At 57.1% G+C, this 14,382-nt stretch carries 16 protein-coding genes; 10 read left to right on the top strand and 6 right to left on the bottom strand.

Features of this window, described 5'->3' with window-relative positions:
- Positions 1 to 244 precede the first annotated feature (244 nt).
- From NE562_RS14500 to NE562_RS14540, 9 genes are all read left to right on the top strand, one after another.
- On the top strand, positions 245 to 568 hold the full coding sequence (locus NE562_RS14500) for a helix-turn-helix domain-containing protein (protein WP_280963150.1): 324 nt from the start codon (positions 245 to 247) through the stop codon (positions 566 to 568).
- A gap of 159 nt (positions 569 to 727) precedes the next feature.
- Positions 728 to 1,045 (top strand): helix-turn-helix domain-containing protein, encoded by a 318-nt coding sequence (locus tag NE562_RS14505; protein WP_280963151.1) that lies wholly within the window; start codon positions 728 to 730, stop codon positions 1,043 to 1,045.
- Between the two features lie 177 nt (positions 1,046 to 1,222).
- Positions 1,223 to 2,050 (top strand): prenyltransferase, encoded by an 828-nt coding sequence (locus NE562_RS14510; RefSeq protein ID WP_280963152.1) that lies wholly within the window; start codon positions 1,223 to 1,225, stop codon positions 2,048 to 2,050.
- Positions 2,051 to 2,129: 79 nt separating this feature from the next.
- Positions 2,130 to 2,942: a glycoside hydrolase family 25 protein gene (locus NE562_RS14515; protein WP_280963153.1), complete on the top strand. Its 813-nt coding sequence runs from the start codon at positions 2,130 to 2,132 to the stop codon at positions 2,940 to 2,942.
- Positions 2,943 to 3,075: 133 nt separating this feature from the next.
- Positions 3,076 to 3,531 (top strand): MarR family winged helix-turn-helix transcriptional regulator, encoded by a 456-nt coding sequence (locus NE562_RS14520; protein WP_280963154.1) that lies wholly within the window; start codon positions 3,076 to 3,078, stop codon positions 3,529 to 3,531.
- A 16-nt stretch (positions 3,532 to 3,547) separates the two neighbouring features.
- A complete protein-coding gene (locus tag NE562_RS14525; RefSeq protein ID WP_280963155.1) occupies positions 3,548 to 4,051 on the top strand; it encodes a flavodoxin family protein in 504 nt (167 codons plus the stop codon).
- On the top strand, positions 4,048 to 4,668 hold the full coding sequence (locus NE562_RS14530) for an NAD(P)H-dependent oxidoreductase (RefSeq protein WP_280963156.1): 621 nt from the start codon (positions 4,048 to 4,050) through the stop codon (positions 4,666 to 4,668). Before NE562_RS14525 ends, NE562_RS14530 begins: the two co-directional genes overlap by 4 nt.
- A gap of 107 nt (positions 4,669 to 4,775) precedes the next feature.
- The gene (locus NE562_RS14535; RefSeq protein WP_280963157.1) at positions 4,776 to 6,116 is read left to right on the top strand and encodes an MATE family efflux transporter; all 1,341 of its coding nucleotides are present in this window, start codon (positions 4,776 to 4,778) and stop codon (positions 6,114 to 6,116) included.
- 113 nt (positions 6,117 to 6,229) lie between these two features.
- Complete coding sequence (locus NE562_RS14540; RefSeq protein ID WP_280963158.1) at positions 6,230 to 7,108, top strand: helix-turn-helix domain-containing protein; 879 nt, start codon at positions 6,230 to 6,232, stop codon at positions 7,106 to 7,108.
- Positions 7,109 to 7,443: 335 nt separating this feature from the next.
- Here the strand turns inward: NE562_RS14540 and NE562_RS14545 are convergent, their stop codons facing one another.
- From NE562_RS14545 to NE562_RS14565, 5 genes are read right to left on the bottom strand one after another with little or no spacing between them, the layout of a single operon-like run.
- On the bottom strand, positions 7,444 to 8,490 hold the full coding sequence (locus NE562_RS14545; RefSeq protein WP_280963159.1) for an aldose epimerase family protein: 1,047 nt from the start codon (positions 8,488 to 8,490) through the stop codon (positions 7,444 to 7,446).
- Positions 8,491 to 8,496: 6 nt separating this feature from the next.
- On the bottom strand, positions 8,497 to 9,987 hold the full coding sequence (locus tag NE562_RS14550; RefSeq protein ID WP_280963160.1) for a UDP-glucose--hexose-1-phosphate uridylyltransferase: 1,491 nt from the start codon (positions 9,985 to 9,987) through the stop codon (positions 8,497 to 8,499).
- A 15-nt stretch (positions 9,988 to 10,002) separates the two neighbouring features.
- Entirely contained in the window at positions 10,003 to 10,992 is a 990-nt protein-coding gene (galE, locus tag NE562_RS14555) for a UDP-glucose 4-epimerase GalE (protein WP_280963161.1), read from the bottom strand.
- A 35-nt stretch (positions 10,993 to 11,027) separates the two neighbouring features.
- Positions 11,028 to 11,972, bottom strand: coding sequence for a galactokinase (locus tag NE562_RS14560; protein ID WP_280963162.1), 945 nt, complete (start codon positions 11,970 to 11,972; stop codon positions 11,028 to 11,030).
- Complete coding sequence (locus tag NE562_RS14565) at positions 11,875 to 12,318, bottom strand: galactokinase family protein (RefSeq protein ID WP_280963163.1); 444 nt, start codon at positions 12,316 to 12,318, stop codon at positions 11,875 to 11,877. The genes NE562_RS14560 and NE562_RS14565 overlap by 98 nt, the downstream gene beginning before the upstream one ends.
- Positions 12,319 to 12,397: 79 nt before the next feature.
- On the opposite strand from NE562_RS14565, the gene NE562_RS14570 reads away from it, so the two are divergent.
- On the top strand, positions 12,398 to 12,586 hold the full coding sequence (locus NE562_RS14570; protein WP_280963164.1) for a hypothetical protein: 189 nt from the start codon (positions 12,398 to 12,400) through the stop codon (positions 12,584 to 12,586).
- A gap of 386 nt (positions 12,587 to 12,972) precedes the next feature.
- On the opposite strand, the gene NE562_RS14575 is transcribed toward NE562_RS14570, so the two are convergent.
- Positions 12,973 to 13,998 (bottom strand): LacI family DNA-binding transcriptional regulator, encoded by a 1,026-nt coding sequence (locus NE562_RS14575; RefSeq protein ID WP_280963165.1) that lies wholly within the window; start codon positions 13,996 to 13,998, stop codon positions 12,973 to 12,975.
- Between the last annotated feature and the right edge of the window lie 384 nt (positions 13,999 to 14,382).

Raw genomic sequence — 14,382 nt, forward strand, 5'->3', positions numbered from 1 at the left:
GGGGGGGGGGCCGCGGGGGGCGGCCGGGGGAGGTCACCCGGCCCTACAAACGGGATGCATCGACCGAGCATGTAGGGCGGCGTGACTCACGCCGCCGTCGCGGCTACTGCCGCGTATAAAATTGCGAGCGGCGCGAGCTACCTGTGGTAGTAAAATTACTATTAACGGCAATTCCACTCCTAAAAATTTAGTGTTATGATAGCGTTACCTACACAGAAAGTTATGATGGACGGAGGAATTGAAAGTGACAGAACAAAGCGGTATGGGACAGCGAATCAAGGCGGCGCGTAAAGCCAAGGGATTGACAGGAGAACATTTATCCGAGTTGTGTCATATCAACGCGACCTATTTTCGGCAAATTGAGGCAGGCCGTAAGATTCCCAGTCTGACGGTTTTCGTTAGCCTATGCAGGGAGCTTGCGGTATCGCCAACCTATTTGCTGGAAGATTGCTTGAACGATAATGAACTGAGCGGTTTTAATGTACTTTCTGACCTATGGAAAACCGCGCCGCCCTATCAAATAGAGGTGGTGACCGCTATGATTCGCAGTGCGTTGGAATGTATGTAATCTCCTGCGCTCGCTTTGCTTTTTTTCATGAATAATCATATGATACACCTATATACTGTGTCATAAAAAGGTGTGACAACAACTATTTCGTTGTTTTGGGATTTCATCTGCGAACTAGATATGATATAATTATTCTCATTGTAAAGGGGGCGGTCGTCGATGGTCGGGGAACGTTTAAGCGAGTTGCGCAAGGACAAAGGATTAACGCAAAAAGCAATGGCCGATATCTTTGGTGTTTCGGTAAATACCATTTCTTTATATGAGCGTGATTTAATGTCACCGGAAGATGCCACAGAGGAAGCAATAGCACGTTATTTTGATGTTAGTCTGGACTATTTGCACGGCTTAACGGATAAACAACGATCGATTGCCTCGGACAATGCACAAATTATCGTATTGCGTGATGTTCCTGACACTGCGTTGACTGAAATTGCAGGCTTTTTAAACCAGATCAAAAAGAAATATAAACTGAAATAATTGGATACAAAAAACTCAAGTGCACTTTTAGAATCGGCGGCATATGAAATGCTGTAAATGATTTTAGAGGTGCATTTTGTGTTTGCAAACCTTCCTCCCGCACGCGAAAAATTGTGCTCCCCTCGGATCGGTGGTATACTGTTAGCATGAAAATCAGGAGCGAGGTGACCTGTCGATATGGAACAACAATATATGACCGATGTGGAGGCAATTTTATCGCACCGGTATGATAATGGCGCGGACTATTGGACGACGCCCGATCACAAATTGCTGAAAGGCGCGCCCTTTACGACCTTGGAAAGCGCGTTATATCTATTGGAACTCGGGGTGCCGCCGGAGGATGAGGTGATGAAACACGTCGCCGCGCTCATTTTTGACGGCTGGAGAGAGGATGGAAGAATAAAAGTTTCGCCCAGCGGCGGGATATATCCATGTCATACCGCTTTGGCGGTAAATGTTTTGTGCCGCATGGGCTATGCGGACGACGAACGGGTGAAAAAGTCGTTTGACTATTTCCTTGCAACGCAACAGCAGGATGGCGGCTGGAAGTGCAATAAATATAGCTTTGGCAGGGGCGAGGAGACCGCGTACTCCACCCCCTATACGACCTTGGAAGTCTTGGATTTGTTTCGCTATGCGCGTGTTCTCAACAAGGAGCAACGCCTCGACCGGGCGGTGGAATTTCTTTTGGAACACTGGGTCATTCGTAAGCCGATCAGCCCTTGCCACTATGGCATTGGTTCCCGGTTCTTGCAGATCGAATATCCCTTTCGCGGCTACGGCCTGTTTTACTATGTGTATGTGCTATCGTTCTATGACCGGGCCAAGGCCGACCCGCGCTTTTTAGAGGCCTTTGAAGCACTTCGATCCAAAACGGTCCATGGGGAGGTGCCGGTTGAAAGGGTCGTGCCCAAGCTCGCGGCGCTGCGTTTTTGCAAAAAAGGCGGGACGAGCGAGCTTGCCACAAGGCGCTATCAGGAGATCCTGCGGAATCTTACGGCGTGACGCTGCCGGCGGCATAAGGGCGCCGTTCCCCGCATAGGGTAGAACTAGAAATTCTATCCGATGAAAGGAGGAATGGCGGATGCTGAGAGGGATCGACGTCAGCGAGCACGACGGCGCGATTGATTGGCCGCAGGTAGCGCAGCATGGGGAACAATTCGCTGTGATTCGGTCAAGCTATGGCCTGTACAGTGTGGACGAACGCTTTGCCTATAACTATGAGCAGGCGGGAGAAGCCGGGCTGCTGCGCGGGGTCTACCATTACAGCTATGCGCTGAACGACGCGGACGCCCGCGCGGAAGCGAACCATGTGCTTTCCGTTTTGGGCACCAGACGGCCCACTATGCCCATTTGGCTCGATATGGAGGACGCGGACGGGTACAAGGCGCGGCATGGGTTTGTGTTTTCCAGACAAAACATCACTGGCCTTTGCGCGGCGTTTTTAGAGGTCATTCGTGACAATGGGAGGCCCTGCGGCGTTTACGCCAACGAGGATTGGCTGACGCATTACATCGATGTGGAGCAACTGCCGCCCTGCGACGTGTGGCTGGCGCAGTGGAGCGCAAAGCCTACCTATACGGGCCGCTATGAAATGTGGCAGTATGCCTCGACCGGGCGCGTGCCCGGCATTCCGACCAACGTAGACCTTGATCTGTGTTATAAAAACTACCGAAAGGAGCCCGAAATGACACAAGAAGAGTTTAATCGGATGTTCGATACGGCGCTGAACGGCTATCTGGCGGCGCAGGAGGAGAAGGCGCCCAGCCGCTACGCGGTAGAAGCTTGGGCCGACGCGAAGAAACAGGGCATTATGGACGGCACCGCGCCGCGCTCTTGCGCCACGCGCGAACAGCTTGCGGTCGTGCTCGATCGTCTGGGCCTATTGGATAAATAACGGAAGCACGTCCCGGGCGGCACAGGAAAACTGTGCCGCCCTTTTTGCGTACCCTATTGACAAATGGGAAGAAAGCGCCTATTATGAGTTTAGAAACTAAACTGTATAGATGCTAAAATTGGAGGATGATAGCATGAGGGACTTTTCTGAGCTGACCGCGCTGATGGAGCGCGTTGTCCATAAATATACCCGTTGGGAGGACAAAAAGCGCACCTACGGTACCGAGGTGCCGCTATCCAAGGCGGAAATCCATACGATCGCCGCCGTTGGCGATCATCCGAATATCAACATTACCGCGCTTGCGGAGGTTATGGGCGTCACGAAGGGCGCGGCTTCGCAAATGATCTATAAGCTGGTTGATAAAGGCGCGGTGGAAAAACGGGTATCGCCGGATTCGGATACCGAGGTGGTGCTGAACCTCACCGCGGCGGGAAAAAAGAATCACGAAGCACACGCGGCCTACCATCGGCAGGCGGGCGACAAAGCCTTGAACCTGCTCAGAGAAATGCCGGAGCCGCTTTTGGAAAGCATGGCGGAATATTTTGAAGCCTTCGAGAAGGTCATCGATGAAGGCTTGCGGGAAGAGTAAAGGGCGGTGAGACCATATGGCAAAACGATTACTGATTTATGATGTGGAGCCGCGTTTGGAGGCGACTTTTGACCGGCGACAGGGGATGGACCTGCTCTTTTCCGCCAACCCGCCGGTCGCGCACTGTATCGGTTGTTTTGGGTGCTGGATTAAAACGCCCGGCCGGTGTGTAATAAAGGATCGGGCTTCGGTGCTCCCTTCCTACTTTGCGCAATGCAGCGAGGTCATGATCGTCAGTCCCATTTTATATGGCGGCTATTCGGCCAATGTAAAGGCTGTTTTAGACCGTTCGATCGGTTATTTGCTGCCGTATTTCCGGTATATCGATGGACAGATGCACCATCAAATGCGGCACCAAAATCCCTTTCATCTAAACGTACACTTTTATGGAACGTGCGGCGATAACGAGCGGAGCATCGCAAAAAGATTGGTCAACGCCAACGCGATCAATTTGGGCGCGGCAGGCTGTTCGGTACTGTTTTATGAAACGGCGGAAGAAATCGGGGTGGCAACTCAATGAAAATTGTAATGTTAAGCGGCAGCCCGCGCCCAAAGCGAAGTACGTCTCTATATTTGCTGGATATCCTAAAAGATAAACTGGCGGCGGAAAACGAGATAACGATGTATCAGTCGACCGGCACCAATCTGGCTGCCTTGGCGGCTGACCTATCCGGCAGCGATGTTTTTGTGATCGCATGCCCGCTCTATGTGGATGGCGTGCCTTCCAACCTGCTGCAAGCGTTAAGCGCCGTCCAACAGGCAAGCATAACGGGACGGGAAAAGATCAGAGTCTACACGCTGGTCAACAATGGGTTTTATGACGCCGCGCAAAACAGCATAGCGATCGATATCCTTTGGAATTGGTGCGATCAGTGCGGCTTTCAAAGGGGCTGCGCGGTGGGAATCGGCGCGGGGGAAATGGTGCAGATGGCGCCAATGGGACATGGGCCGCTCGTTAATTTGGGCAAGGCGATCGATCGGCTTGTCAAGACGATAGAAGCCGGAAGCGCCCAAAATGATCTGTTTGTAGAGCCGAATCTTCCACGCTTTTTATATAAGCTGGCCGCCCATTATGGTTGGCGCAAGCAGGCGAAAGAAAACGGCTTAAAAAGCGCCGCGATCAGGAAAACCGAATGAGGATCGAAAAGAAATACCTGCTAACGCGGTATTTTTTTACCTATATTGTTTAGCTTTTATACTGTAGAGGTGCTAACTGACGCGAAAACCGGAAAGAAGGATTTATCATGCAAGAAACACACACCGAGCTGTTGGAAAACGCGCCGGTGAAGCACGCGCTTTTGCGGCTCGGCATACCGGCCATGACCGGTATGCTGATCTCCACGGTCTATAATCTGGTGGACGCTTTTTTTATCGGCAAATTGGGCACCCTGCAAACAGCCGCCGTTACGGTGGTCTATCCGCTAACCATGGTCGCCATGGGTGTGGGGCTGCTGTTTGGCAACGGGGCGGGCTCTAACATTTCTCGGCTGCTCGGCAAAAAGGATGCTGAACAGGTGGGCGCTTTCAGCAGTACGGCCATCCTTTCCGGCGTGGCGGTCATGGCCGTGCTGGCGGCCGGCATGCTTCTGTTCCTCAAGCCGCTCATGTATGCCTTGGGGGCCTCGCGGAGCAGCTATGGGTTTGCAAGGGATTACGGTATACTTTATATCATCGGGTTGATCTTCAATGTGTTCAATATGATAATGAACAACCTGATCGCGGCAGAGGGCGTTTCTTCCTTCGGCATGTTTGCGATGCTGGCGGGCGGCTGCGCCAATCTGGTGCTGGACCCGATTTTCATTTTCGCCTGCGGCTGGGGCGTGGGCGGCGCGGCGGCGGCCACGCTGCTCTCGCGCTTGGTTTCTTCCGCGTTTTATATCGGGTACCTGCTGCGGGGAAAAAGCTGCCTTCGTGTTTCGGTTCGGCGCTTTCGGCCGAATGGTAAGCTTTATGCTACAATCTTCCGTATCGGCTTGCCCGTTTGTTTGTTCCAGTTTTTGGCCGGCGCCGCGGTTACCTTGACCAACAACGCCGCAAAGCCGTTTGGCGAAGCCGCGGTAGCCGCCATGGGCATTGTCAACCGGATCATGTCCATTGAGACCAACGCGCTTTACGGCTTCTTAAAGGGGTATTCTCCGCTGGTCGGCTACAGCTACGGCGCGGGAGATCTGGCGCGCGTGCGCGAAGCGACCAGAACCGCCGCTCGTTGGAGCACGGCGGCCAATATCCTGTTTGGCGTGATCTGCATCGTGCTCGCCGGGCCGCTGATCCATCTGTTCAATCAGTCCTCCGCGCAGGTGCTGTCGATCGGCAGCGCCGCACTCCGTGTGGACGCGGTCTCCTTTATGCTGCTGGGCGTGCAGATCGTCATCGGCAATTACTTTTTGGCGACGGGCAAGGCGCGGCAGGGCGGCATGCTCAGCGTATTCCGGCAAGGATTATTTTTCATCCCGTTTCTTTTAGTGCTGAGCCGCCTTTGGGGCATTCCCGGCATGATCGGCGCCCAGCTGGCGGCGGACGTGTGCGCCACGCTGCTGACACTGGCGCTATGGAAAAAGGAACGCGCACTACTGCCCGCAGCATAAAAAGCTGCAAGATCCGTGGATTTGCATTATAATAGAAAAAGCGATTGCGCAAAAAACGTCGAGCGGTTTTTTGCAAAGTCTCCTATAATAACGATTGTCGGGAGGTGACACAGATGCAGGAACAAATAGAAGCCGTACAGCGCATGCAGGATTATATCGAAGCGCACTTGTTTGAAAATATCACGCTGGCCGATCTCGCGGCGGCGTCGCTGTTTTCACCGTGGTACGCGCACCGTCTGTTTGTCCGTCAAACCGGAATGGCCCCGGCGGATTATATCCGCAGGTTCCGCCTTTCCAAATCGGCGCTGCGGCTGCGGGACGAACCGTGCAAAATAGCGGAGGTGGCGTTTGCCATGGGGTTCGGCAGCGTGGACGGCTACCAGCGCGCGTTTCGCCGTGAATTTGGGTGCAACCCGAGCGAATACGCCGCGCATCCGGTTCCGGTCTATCTGTTCACCCCCTACGGCGTGAAGTTTAGGCATATCGAAAGGAGACCGGTCATGGAAAATTTAAAGAACGTATTTGTACAGGTGATCGAAAAGCCCGCGCGCAAGGCGCTGATCAAGCGTGGGATCAAGGCGGCCGATTATTGGACCTATTGCGAGGAGGTGGGCTGCGACGTGTGGGGCTTGCTGCAAAGCATCCGATCCATTAGCGGCGAACCGGTTTGCCTGTGGCTGCCGCTGCCGTACCGCAAGCCGGGCACCTCGGAGTATGTGCAGGGCGTCGAGGTCGGCGTGGATTACGACGGCGTCGTGCCCGAGGGCTTGGATGTGATCGACCTGCCCGCCGCCAAGTATCTGATGTTTCAGGGCGAGCCGTTCGCGGAGGAGGACTACTGTCAGGCCATCGACGAGATGCAGGCTTCGATTCAAAAGTACGATCCGGCGGTGATTGGCTATGCGTGGGATGAAACGAACCCCCGCGTGCAGTTGGAGCCGATCGGCACTAGGGGCTATATCGAGCTGCTACCGATCCGAGAGAAGCAGTAAAAAAACACAGCAGCGCACATGGCAAAACGGTTTGCCGTGTGCGCTGCTGCCAGCGTGTCAAAGAACTCCCTCGCGCCGCAGCGCGCATAAAATAGAATTTTGCCGTTTGCGGCAAAATTCATAAAAACCGGGAGCATGTATCTCGGTTTTTATACAAACCGACTTCAAGTGTGCCTGCAAGGCGCGCGCAGAAGTCGGAATTCTCGATCGAAATGGGGCTTTGTTTCGATCGACAGACTGTCAAAACTTGTTTTTTGACAGTCTGACAGCAGCGCACATGGCAAAACGGTTTGCCGTGTGCGCTGCTGCTATATGGGGTGGGTTATGGGCTTGTTTTATTCCGCCGAAAAGCGGAACACGGTTTGGTGCCGGTATGTCTCGCCGGGGCGCAGCACGGGCTGCGGGAACTGGGGCAGGGTGAGCGCGCTTGGGTAATACTGCGTTTCCAGACAGAAGCCGTGCCGCGGCGCGTATTTGACGCCGCCCTTGCCCGCGGGCATATCGGCGCGTAAAAAGTTGCCGGTGTATAGCTGCATACCGGGCATGGTGGTCTCCACATCCATGATGATGCCGGTGCGCTCGCTCCTCACACGCGCCGCCGGGCGCAGCGTACCAAAGGCGCCGTCCACGATAAAGTTGTGGTCGTACCCGCCGGCAAGGCGCAGCTGTTCAAAATCGTCGTCCCAATGCGCGCCGAGGGGCGTTTCGCGGGTCAGGTCCATCGGCGTGTCCTGCGTCGCGGCGATCTCGCCGGTCGGGATACTCGCGGCGTCGATCGGCGTGTAGCGCGCGGCGTTCAGCCGGATGCGCTGCCCGCCCACCGGACCCGCGCCGTGGCCGTCCAGATTGAAGTAGCTGTGGTTCGTCAGGTTGCAGGGTGTAGGCGCGTCGGACTCGGCGTGATAGTCGATGATCAGACTGTCCGCCGTCAGCCGATAGGTAACGGCGGCGTGCAGCGCGCCGGGATAGCCTCCTTCGCCCGCCGGGCTGTGGTATTGCAGGCTGAGTCCTTCGGAATGGATCGAGGTGATCCACTGCCGTTTATCAAAGCCAATTTCGCCGCCGTGCAGGTGGGTCGTACCGTTTTCATTGCAGGCAAGCTGATAGGCTTGCCCGTTCAGCACAAAGCGGCCCTCCGCGATGCGGTTGGCGCACCGGCCGATCAACGCGCCGATATAGCAGGTCTGCTGTTCGTAATCCTCGGCCGAATCAAAGCCGAGCACCACGTCCACGGGCTTGCCGTTCCGGTCAGGCACGGTAAGCGACTGCAAAACGCCGCCCAGCGTCAGGATCGAGGCGGAAAGCGCCCCTTCCGTCAACGTATAGCGCAGCACCGCATGGCCCGCGCGGTCGCGCCCAAAGGGCGTGCATACAATATCCATGTAAAATCACCTCACCGTTTCTATAAAGCGAAGGAACGCGGCCTGCCCTTCGTCCGTGCGGGCAAACACGCCCGCGTCCTCGAGCACGGCGGCGAACACCTTGCCGACCTCCTGCCGCAGCACGTCGCGCACATTGGCTTCGCTCAGCGGTATACGGCGCGCGATCTCCTGCGCCCACGCGGCATGGGACGCGGTGCTTTCATCCGCCGTCAGATCGGCTCCTTCGATCAGGCCCGCGGCCACGCTTTCCAGCTCGTCTTTCAGGCGGGCGGGCAGCACGGCAAGACCCATGACCTCGATCAGGCCGATGTTTTCCTTCTTGATATGGTGCTTTTCCGCGTGCGGATGGTACAGGCCGAGCGGGTGCTCCTCGGTCGTTAAATTGTTGCGCAGCACAAGGTCCAGCTCGTAATCGTCGCCGCGGCGGCGGGCAATCGGCGTGATGGTGGAATGCGGCACGCCGCCGGTCTGGGCATAGATCCGCGCGCCTTCGTCCGTATAGCCGCGCCACGCCTTCAGAATGCGATCGGCCAGCTCGATCAGGCGCTCACGGTCCGCGGCGCGCAGGCGAATGACCGACATCGGCCAGCGCACGATACCGGCGGTCACATCGTCAAAACCAGCGAACGGTACGCGCGTTTCAATCGGCGCGCGCTCCATGGCAAATTGGTAGTGACCGCCCTGAAAATGATCATGCGACAGGATGGAGCCGCCGACGATCGGCAGATCGGCGTTCGAGCCGACGAAATAGTGCGGGAACTGGGTGACGAAATCGGTCAGCTTGCGGAAACAAGCGCGGTCGATCTGCATGGGCACGTGGCGGCTGTTCAGCACGATGCAGTGCTCGTTATAGTAAACATAGGGGGAATACTGCAAAAACCACGGGCTGCCGTCGATCGTGAGGGGGATGATGCGGTGGTTCTGCCGCGCCGGGTGATCGACGCGGCCCGCGTAGCCCTCGTTTTCCGCGCAGAGCTGGCACTTCGGGTAGCCGGATTGCGGCATCTCGCGCGCGGCGGCGATGGCCTTGGGGTCTTTTTCCGGCTTGGATAGGTTGATGGTGATATCCAGCGTGCCGTAATCGGTCCCGGTCTTCCACTGCATATCCCGCGCGATGCGGTCGCGGCGTATGTAATTGGTGTTTTGGCTGAACTGATAGAACCAATCGGTCGCCTTTTGGGGCGACTGCGCGTAAAGCGCGCGGAAACGAGCGGTCACCTCGCGCGGCGGCGGGGTCAGGCGGCCCATCAGCGAGGTGTCGAACAGGTCGCGGTAAACGATGGAGTTTTCACTCGTCACGCCGCGCGCGTAAGCGTCGTCCGTCAGTTCGTCCAGCACGCCGGGCAGATCGATCGGGCCCTCATAGGCGGGCGCGTCAAAGGCGGGAAGCTGTAATACCTCCAGCAGCGCGTTCGTGGCCCACACGCGATCCTCGGGCAGGGTTAGCCCGGTCTTTTCCGCGTACGCGATCAGCTTGGCGACTGCGTTGTCGATCATGGCGGTTCGCTCCTTTTACTTGATATAGCCGTGGGGATGGGCCTTGTGCCAGTCCCACGCGGTCGCGATAATGGTGTGCAGGTCGTCGTACTGCGGTTCCCAGCCGAGCACCTCGCGGGCCTTGGCGCTCGAAGCGATTAGCTGCGCCGGGTCGCCCGCACGGCGCGGGCAAACGGTAGCCGGGATCGGGTGGCCGGTCACGCGGCGGGTCTCCTCGATGACCTCCTTGACCGAAAAGCCCACGCCGTTGCCAAGGTTAAAGATGTTGTTTTCACCGCCCGCGAGCAGGTAGTCGAGCGCCAGAATATGCGCCTGCGCCAGATCGCAAACGTGGATATAATCGCGGATGCAGGTGCCGTCCGGCGTGGGATAATCCTCGCCGAAGATGGCGATCTGCGCGCGCTGGCCGTTCGGCACTTGCAGGATCAGCGGCACAAGATGGGTCTCCGGATTGTGGGCCTCGCCGATCGAGCCGTCCGGCTGCGCGCCGCAGGCGTTGAAGTAGCGCAAGGCCACAAAGCGCAGGCCGTGCGCGGCGGAAACCCATTTCATCATCTTTTCCATCGAAAGCTTGGTCTCGCCGTAGCAGTTGGTCGGATCGGTGCGATCGGTTTCGAGGATGGGCACGCGCTCGGGCTCCCCATAGGTCGCGGCGGTGGAGGAAAAGACGATCTTCAGCACGCCGTGCGCGACCATGCTTTCCAGCAGCACCTTGGTGCCGGTCAGATTGTTATCATAATATTTCAGCGGGTCCGTCATGCTTTCGCCGACCTGACTGTTGGCGGCGAAATGGATCACGCCTTCGATCTGCTCGCTTTCCAGCACACGGTCCACAAACGCGCGGTCGCGGATGTCGCCTTCGTAAAAGCGGGCCTGCGGGTGCACGGCCGCACGGTAGCCGGTCTCCAGATTATCGGCCACGGCCACGTCGCGTCCCGCGTCGATCAGCGCGCGTACGGTGTGCGAACCAATGTAGCCCGCGCCGCCCAAAACTAAAATTGCCATAACAAAATGCCTCCTTGCATTCGGTGATCGATTCGTTAACCCGCAATAACAGCGCCGCCCTCCGGGCGGATACGCAGCACATGGCAGCAGCCCTTGCCGAACGCGGCTTCGATCCGCTCGCGGAACGTATCAAGCTGCGGGAAGGGCACAAAGGCCTGCACGGTTCCGGCAAAGCCGCCGCCATGCACACGCACCGCGCCCGTACCGCCGAGCAGGCGGCGCGCCAGCGCAATCACGAGCGGCAGGGCCTGCTGCCCCGGGGCCGACGCGCTGTACAGGTTTTGCAGGTGCTCGGACGAGGAGATGCCGGACTGGTTGACCAGATTTAAAAACTGAACAAAGTTATCGCTCTCAAGCGCTGTCGCCTGCTTTTGCGCGCACAGGTTGTCGTCGAAAAAGTGGATGGCGCGCAGCACGGCGCGGTCGCCCGCGGCCTTTCGCAGAGCGGGGATGTTTTGCCAAAACGCTTCATAGTCGACCTGCCGCAGCACATCCTTGCCGAAAAAGGCGGCCACAGCGCCCATTTCACGGGGGATGGCGGCGTAATCCTCGGTCAGGTCGGCGTGGTCGGCGCCGGAATCGATGATGCACAGCGCGTGGCCCGAAGCGGAAAGGTCGTAATCGATCTGGTGTACGATGGGCGTTTCGGGGTCCTTAAAGTCGATCGAAACAATGCCGCCCACCGCGCTGGCAAGTTGATCCATCAGCCCGCAGGGCTTGCCGAAATACACGTTTTCCGCGTATTGGCCGATCTGCGCGATCTGCACGAGCGAGACCGAATCTTGACAGAATAAGTGGTTCACGATCACGCCGATCAGCACCTCGTACGCCGCCGAGGACGAGAGGCCCGATCCGCCCAGCACGGTCGATTCGATATAGGCGTTAAACCCGCTTACCGGATGGCCGAGCGCGGTAAAACGGCGCGCCCACGCCGCGCACCAGCGCGGCGGAGGTGCCCGCTTCGCCCGGCTGTACGGCAAGATCGCCGAGCGATACCGCGATATCCGGATAACCGGCCGAGCAAATATGGATGGTATCCGTGCCGTTTGGCCCGGCGCAGGCGAGCGCGTCCAGATTGATGGCGGCGGCCAGCACGCGGCCGCGCTGATGGTCGGTATGGTTGCCGCCGATCTCGGTGCGGCCGGGGCCGCTGAACAGGCCGACCTCGCCGTCCGGCCCAAAGGTTTTTCCATATCCTGAAAGCACGTGGGATAGCCGCGCGCACAGGGCGGGCAGCTCGCTCGGGTCGCAGCCGGTCATGGCGCGCAGGCGTGAATCAAGCGCGCCGTTCCCGATTTCAGCGGAAAGGCTGCTTTGTCGTAACATATGCTCTCTCTCCATTCTTATCCGTATCAGTTGCGCAGTGCTCCTATCATCAGAATAACACTGTTTTAGTAAAAACTCAATGAAAGTTTTACTGAAAAACCCACCAAAAACGCCCTCGCTTTTTTGGTGGTTTTGCAATAGTAAAAAAGCACGCCTTGGCGTGCTCCAGCTTGTTAAAAAATCCCCTCGCGCCGCAGCGCGTATAAAGTGTCAACTTGAAGCAGCGCTTCAAGTTGAAAAAAGTGGGAGCATGTATCCAATGTCATAAAGATAAGGGAAACGCATAGGAAAAAACAAGGGATTCACCGAGCTAGTAGGGCGCGAGAAGGTGAATTGGCCGAAGGCCAAGAGAAGCTGGTCTGGACCACGCCTCGGCGCGCCGTCTCGAAGGGACGTAACACTTGCTGAGAAACCATGTCCCTTCGCTCGGCCGTACCAGCCTGTTTGATGCTCTCACTTATCCCGGTGCTTCGCTCTCGGCGCGCCGAGGGCGTCGCGCCCTACATGTTCTGTGCTTGCGATACCTTTTTGTCTTGTCTGACCTTAACTGAATGACATTGAGCATGTATCTCACCTTTTTAACAAACCGACTTCAAGTGCGCCTGTAAGGCGCGCGCAGATGCCTGAAGCACGCCGTAGCGTGCACTTTTTTGTTTATTTACTGGGTGCAAAAACGCTGTCGCGTTCGATCAGCGTGGGCGGCACGACGATCTTGAGCGGCATATCCGGCAACGCGCCGTCGGTGCGGCGGGCAAGAAGGCTCACCGCGGTGGCGCTCATTGCTTCGACGTGCGTGCTGATGCTGGTGAGCGGCGGATCGGTCAGCGCGGAAACAGCGGTGTTATTAAAGCTGATGATGGAAAGGTCGTGCGGCACACGCAGCCCGGCTTCCCGCATCGCGCCGACCGCGCCGATCGCGGCTTCTTCGTTGGCGGCCAGCAGGGCGGTGGGCATCGGCCCGCCGGCGGTCAGCCGTGCGCTGATGGCGTCGCGCGCGTCACGCGCGTTCATTTTCGCGTTAAAGAGCAGTTTGGGATCGAACAGATCCCGGTCCTGCATGTATTGAATAAAATACTGCCGCCGCACTTCCGGCGCGGGGCGCTTTTTTTGGTCCAGCTTGCAGTCCGGCCCTAAAAAGCCGATGCTGCGGTGGCCGCGCTGCATAAAATAATCAAGCGCTTGCTCGACGCCAAGGCGAAAATTCAGCACCACGGAATCAAAATGCAGCTCGTCCGGCGCGGAATCGAGAAAAACCAAATTTTCGGTGATGCTGCGCAGCGATTCAATCTGCGCTTCGGAAAAAATACCGATGGCGAGCACGCCGTCCACCGGCTGGGGCATATTCTGGCGGTAAGCGCCGTTGCGTTCCAGCAGGTGCGTGACCTCGGCGCCCAGATCGAAAAAGCGCTGCTCGGCAAAGTTTTTCAGGTATAAGTAGTAAGGATCAGCCAACTGCTGGGCCGGGGTGAGCATTTCCGCAATGGCGAAACGACGTGTGCGTATGTTCACGCGCGCCTTGCGCGTGCGCGCGGCGGTATCGTAATGCAGCTTTCCGGCGGCGTCCAGTATCGCGGCGCGCGTCGAATCGCTCACGCTCATCGTGGGGTCGTTATTGAGCACACGGGAGATCGTCGCGATGGAAAAGCCCGTATATTCCGCCAGCTCTTTTAGCGTAGCCATGCAGCCACCTTCTTTTACTAAAAAGTTTAAGCTATATTTTCATTATAACCGAAAGCCGGGACGGGTGCAAGCCGCTTATCGTACGGAAACGTGTTTTTTTCGTCGTTTTAAGCGGTTTTTTTGAAGGATATACCAGTTTATTGCATGGCACATACATTTTTCCTTTTGTTCATGACGTGATCATAAGAAGCCATATTGACACTGCAACCGGTGCGAACACGATTGCGCGCCGACAGCGCAGGGCAGGCAAACGCGTGGTGTGCCATGCGGGTTTGGGAATTTCCACATTTTGTACAGCGGCTTTCTTGACGAAAGGCGGCGGGTGTGGTATCCTCGACAGTGTAAGGGCGGCGCATGTCATGACCCGCAACGGCGCCGCATACG

It is taken from the genome of Butyricicoccus faecihominis (genome assembly GCF_024462775.1).
GTDB lineage: Bacteria > Bacillota > Clostridia > Oscillospirales > Butyricicoccaceae > Agathobaculum > Agathobaculum faecihominis_A.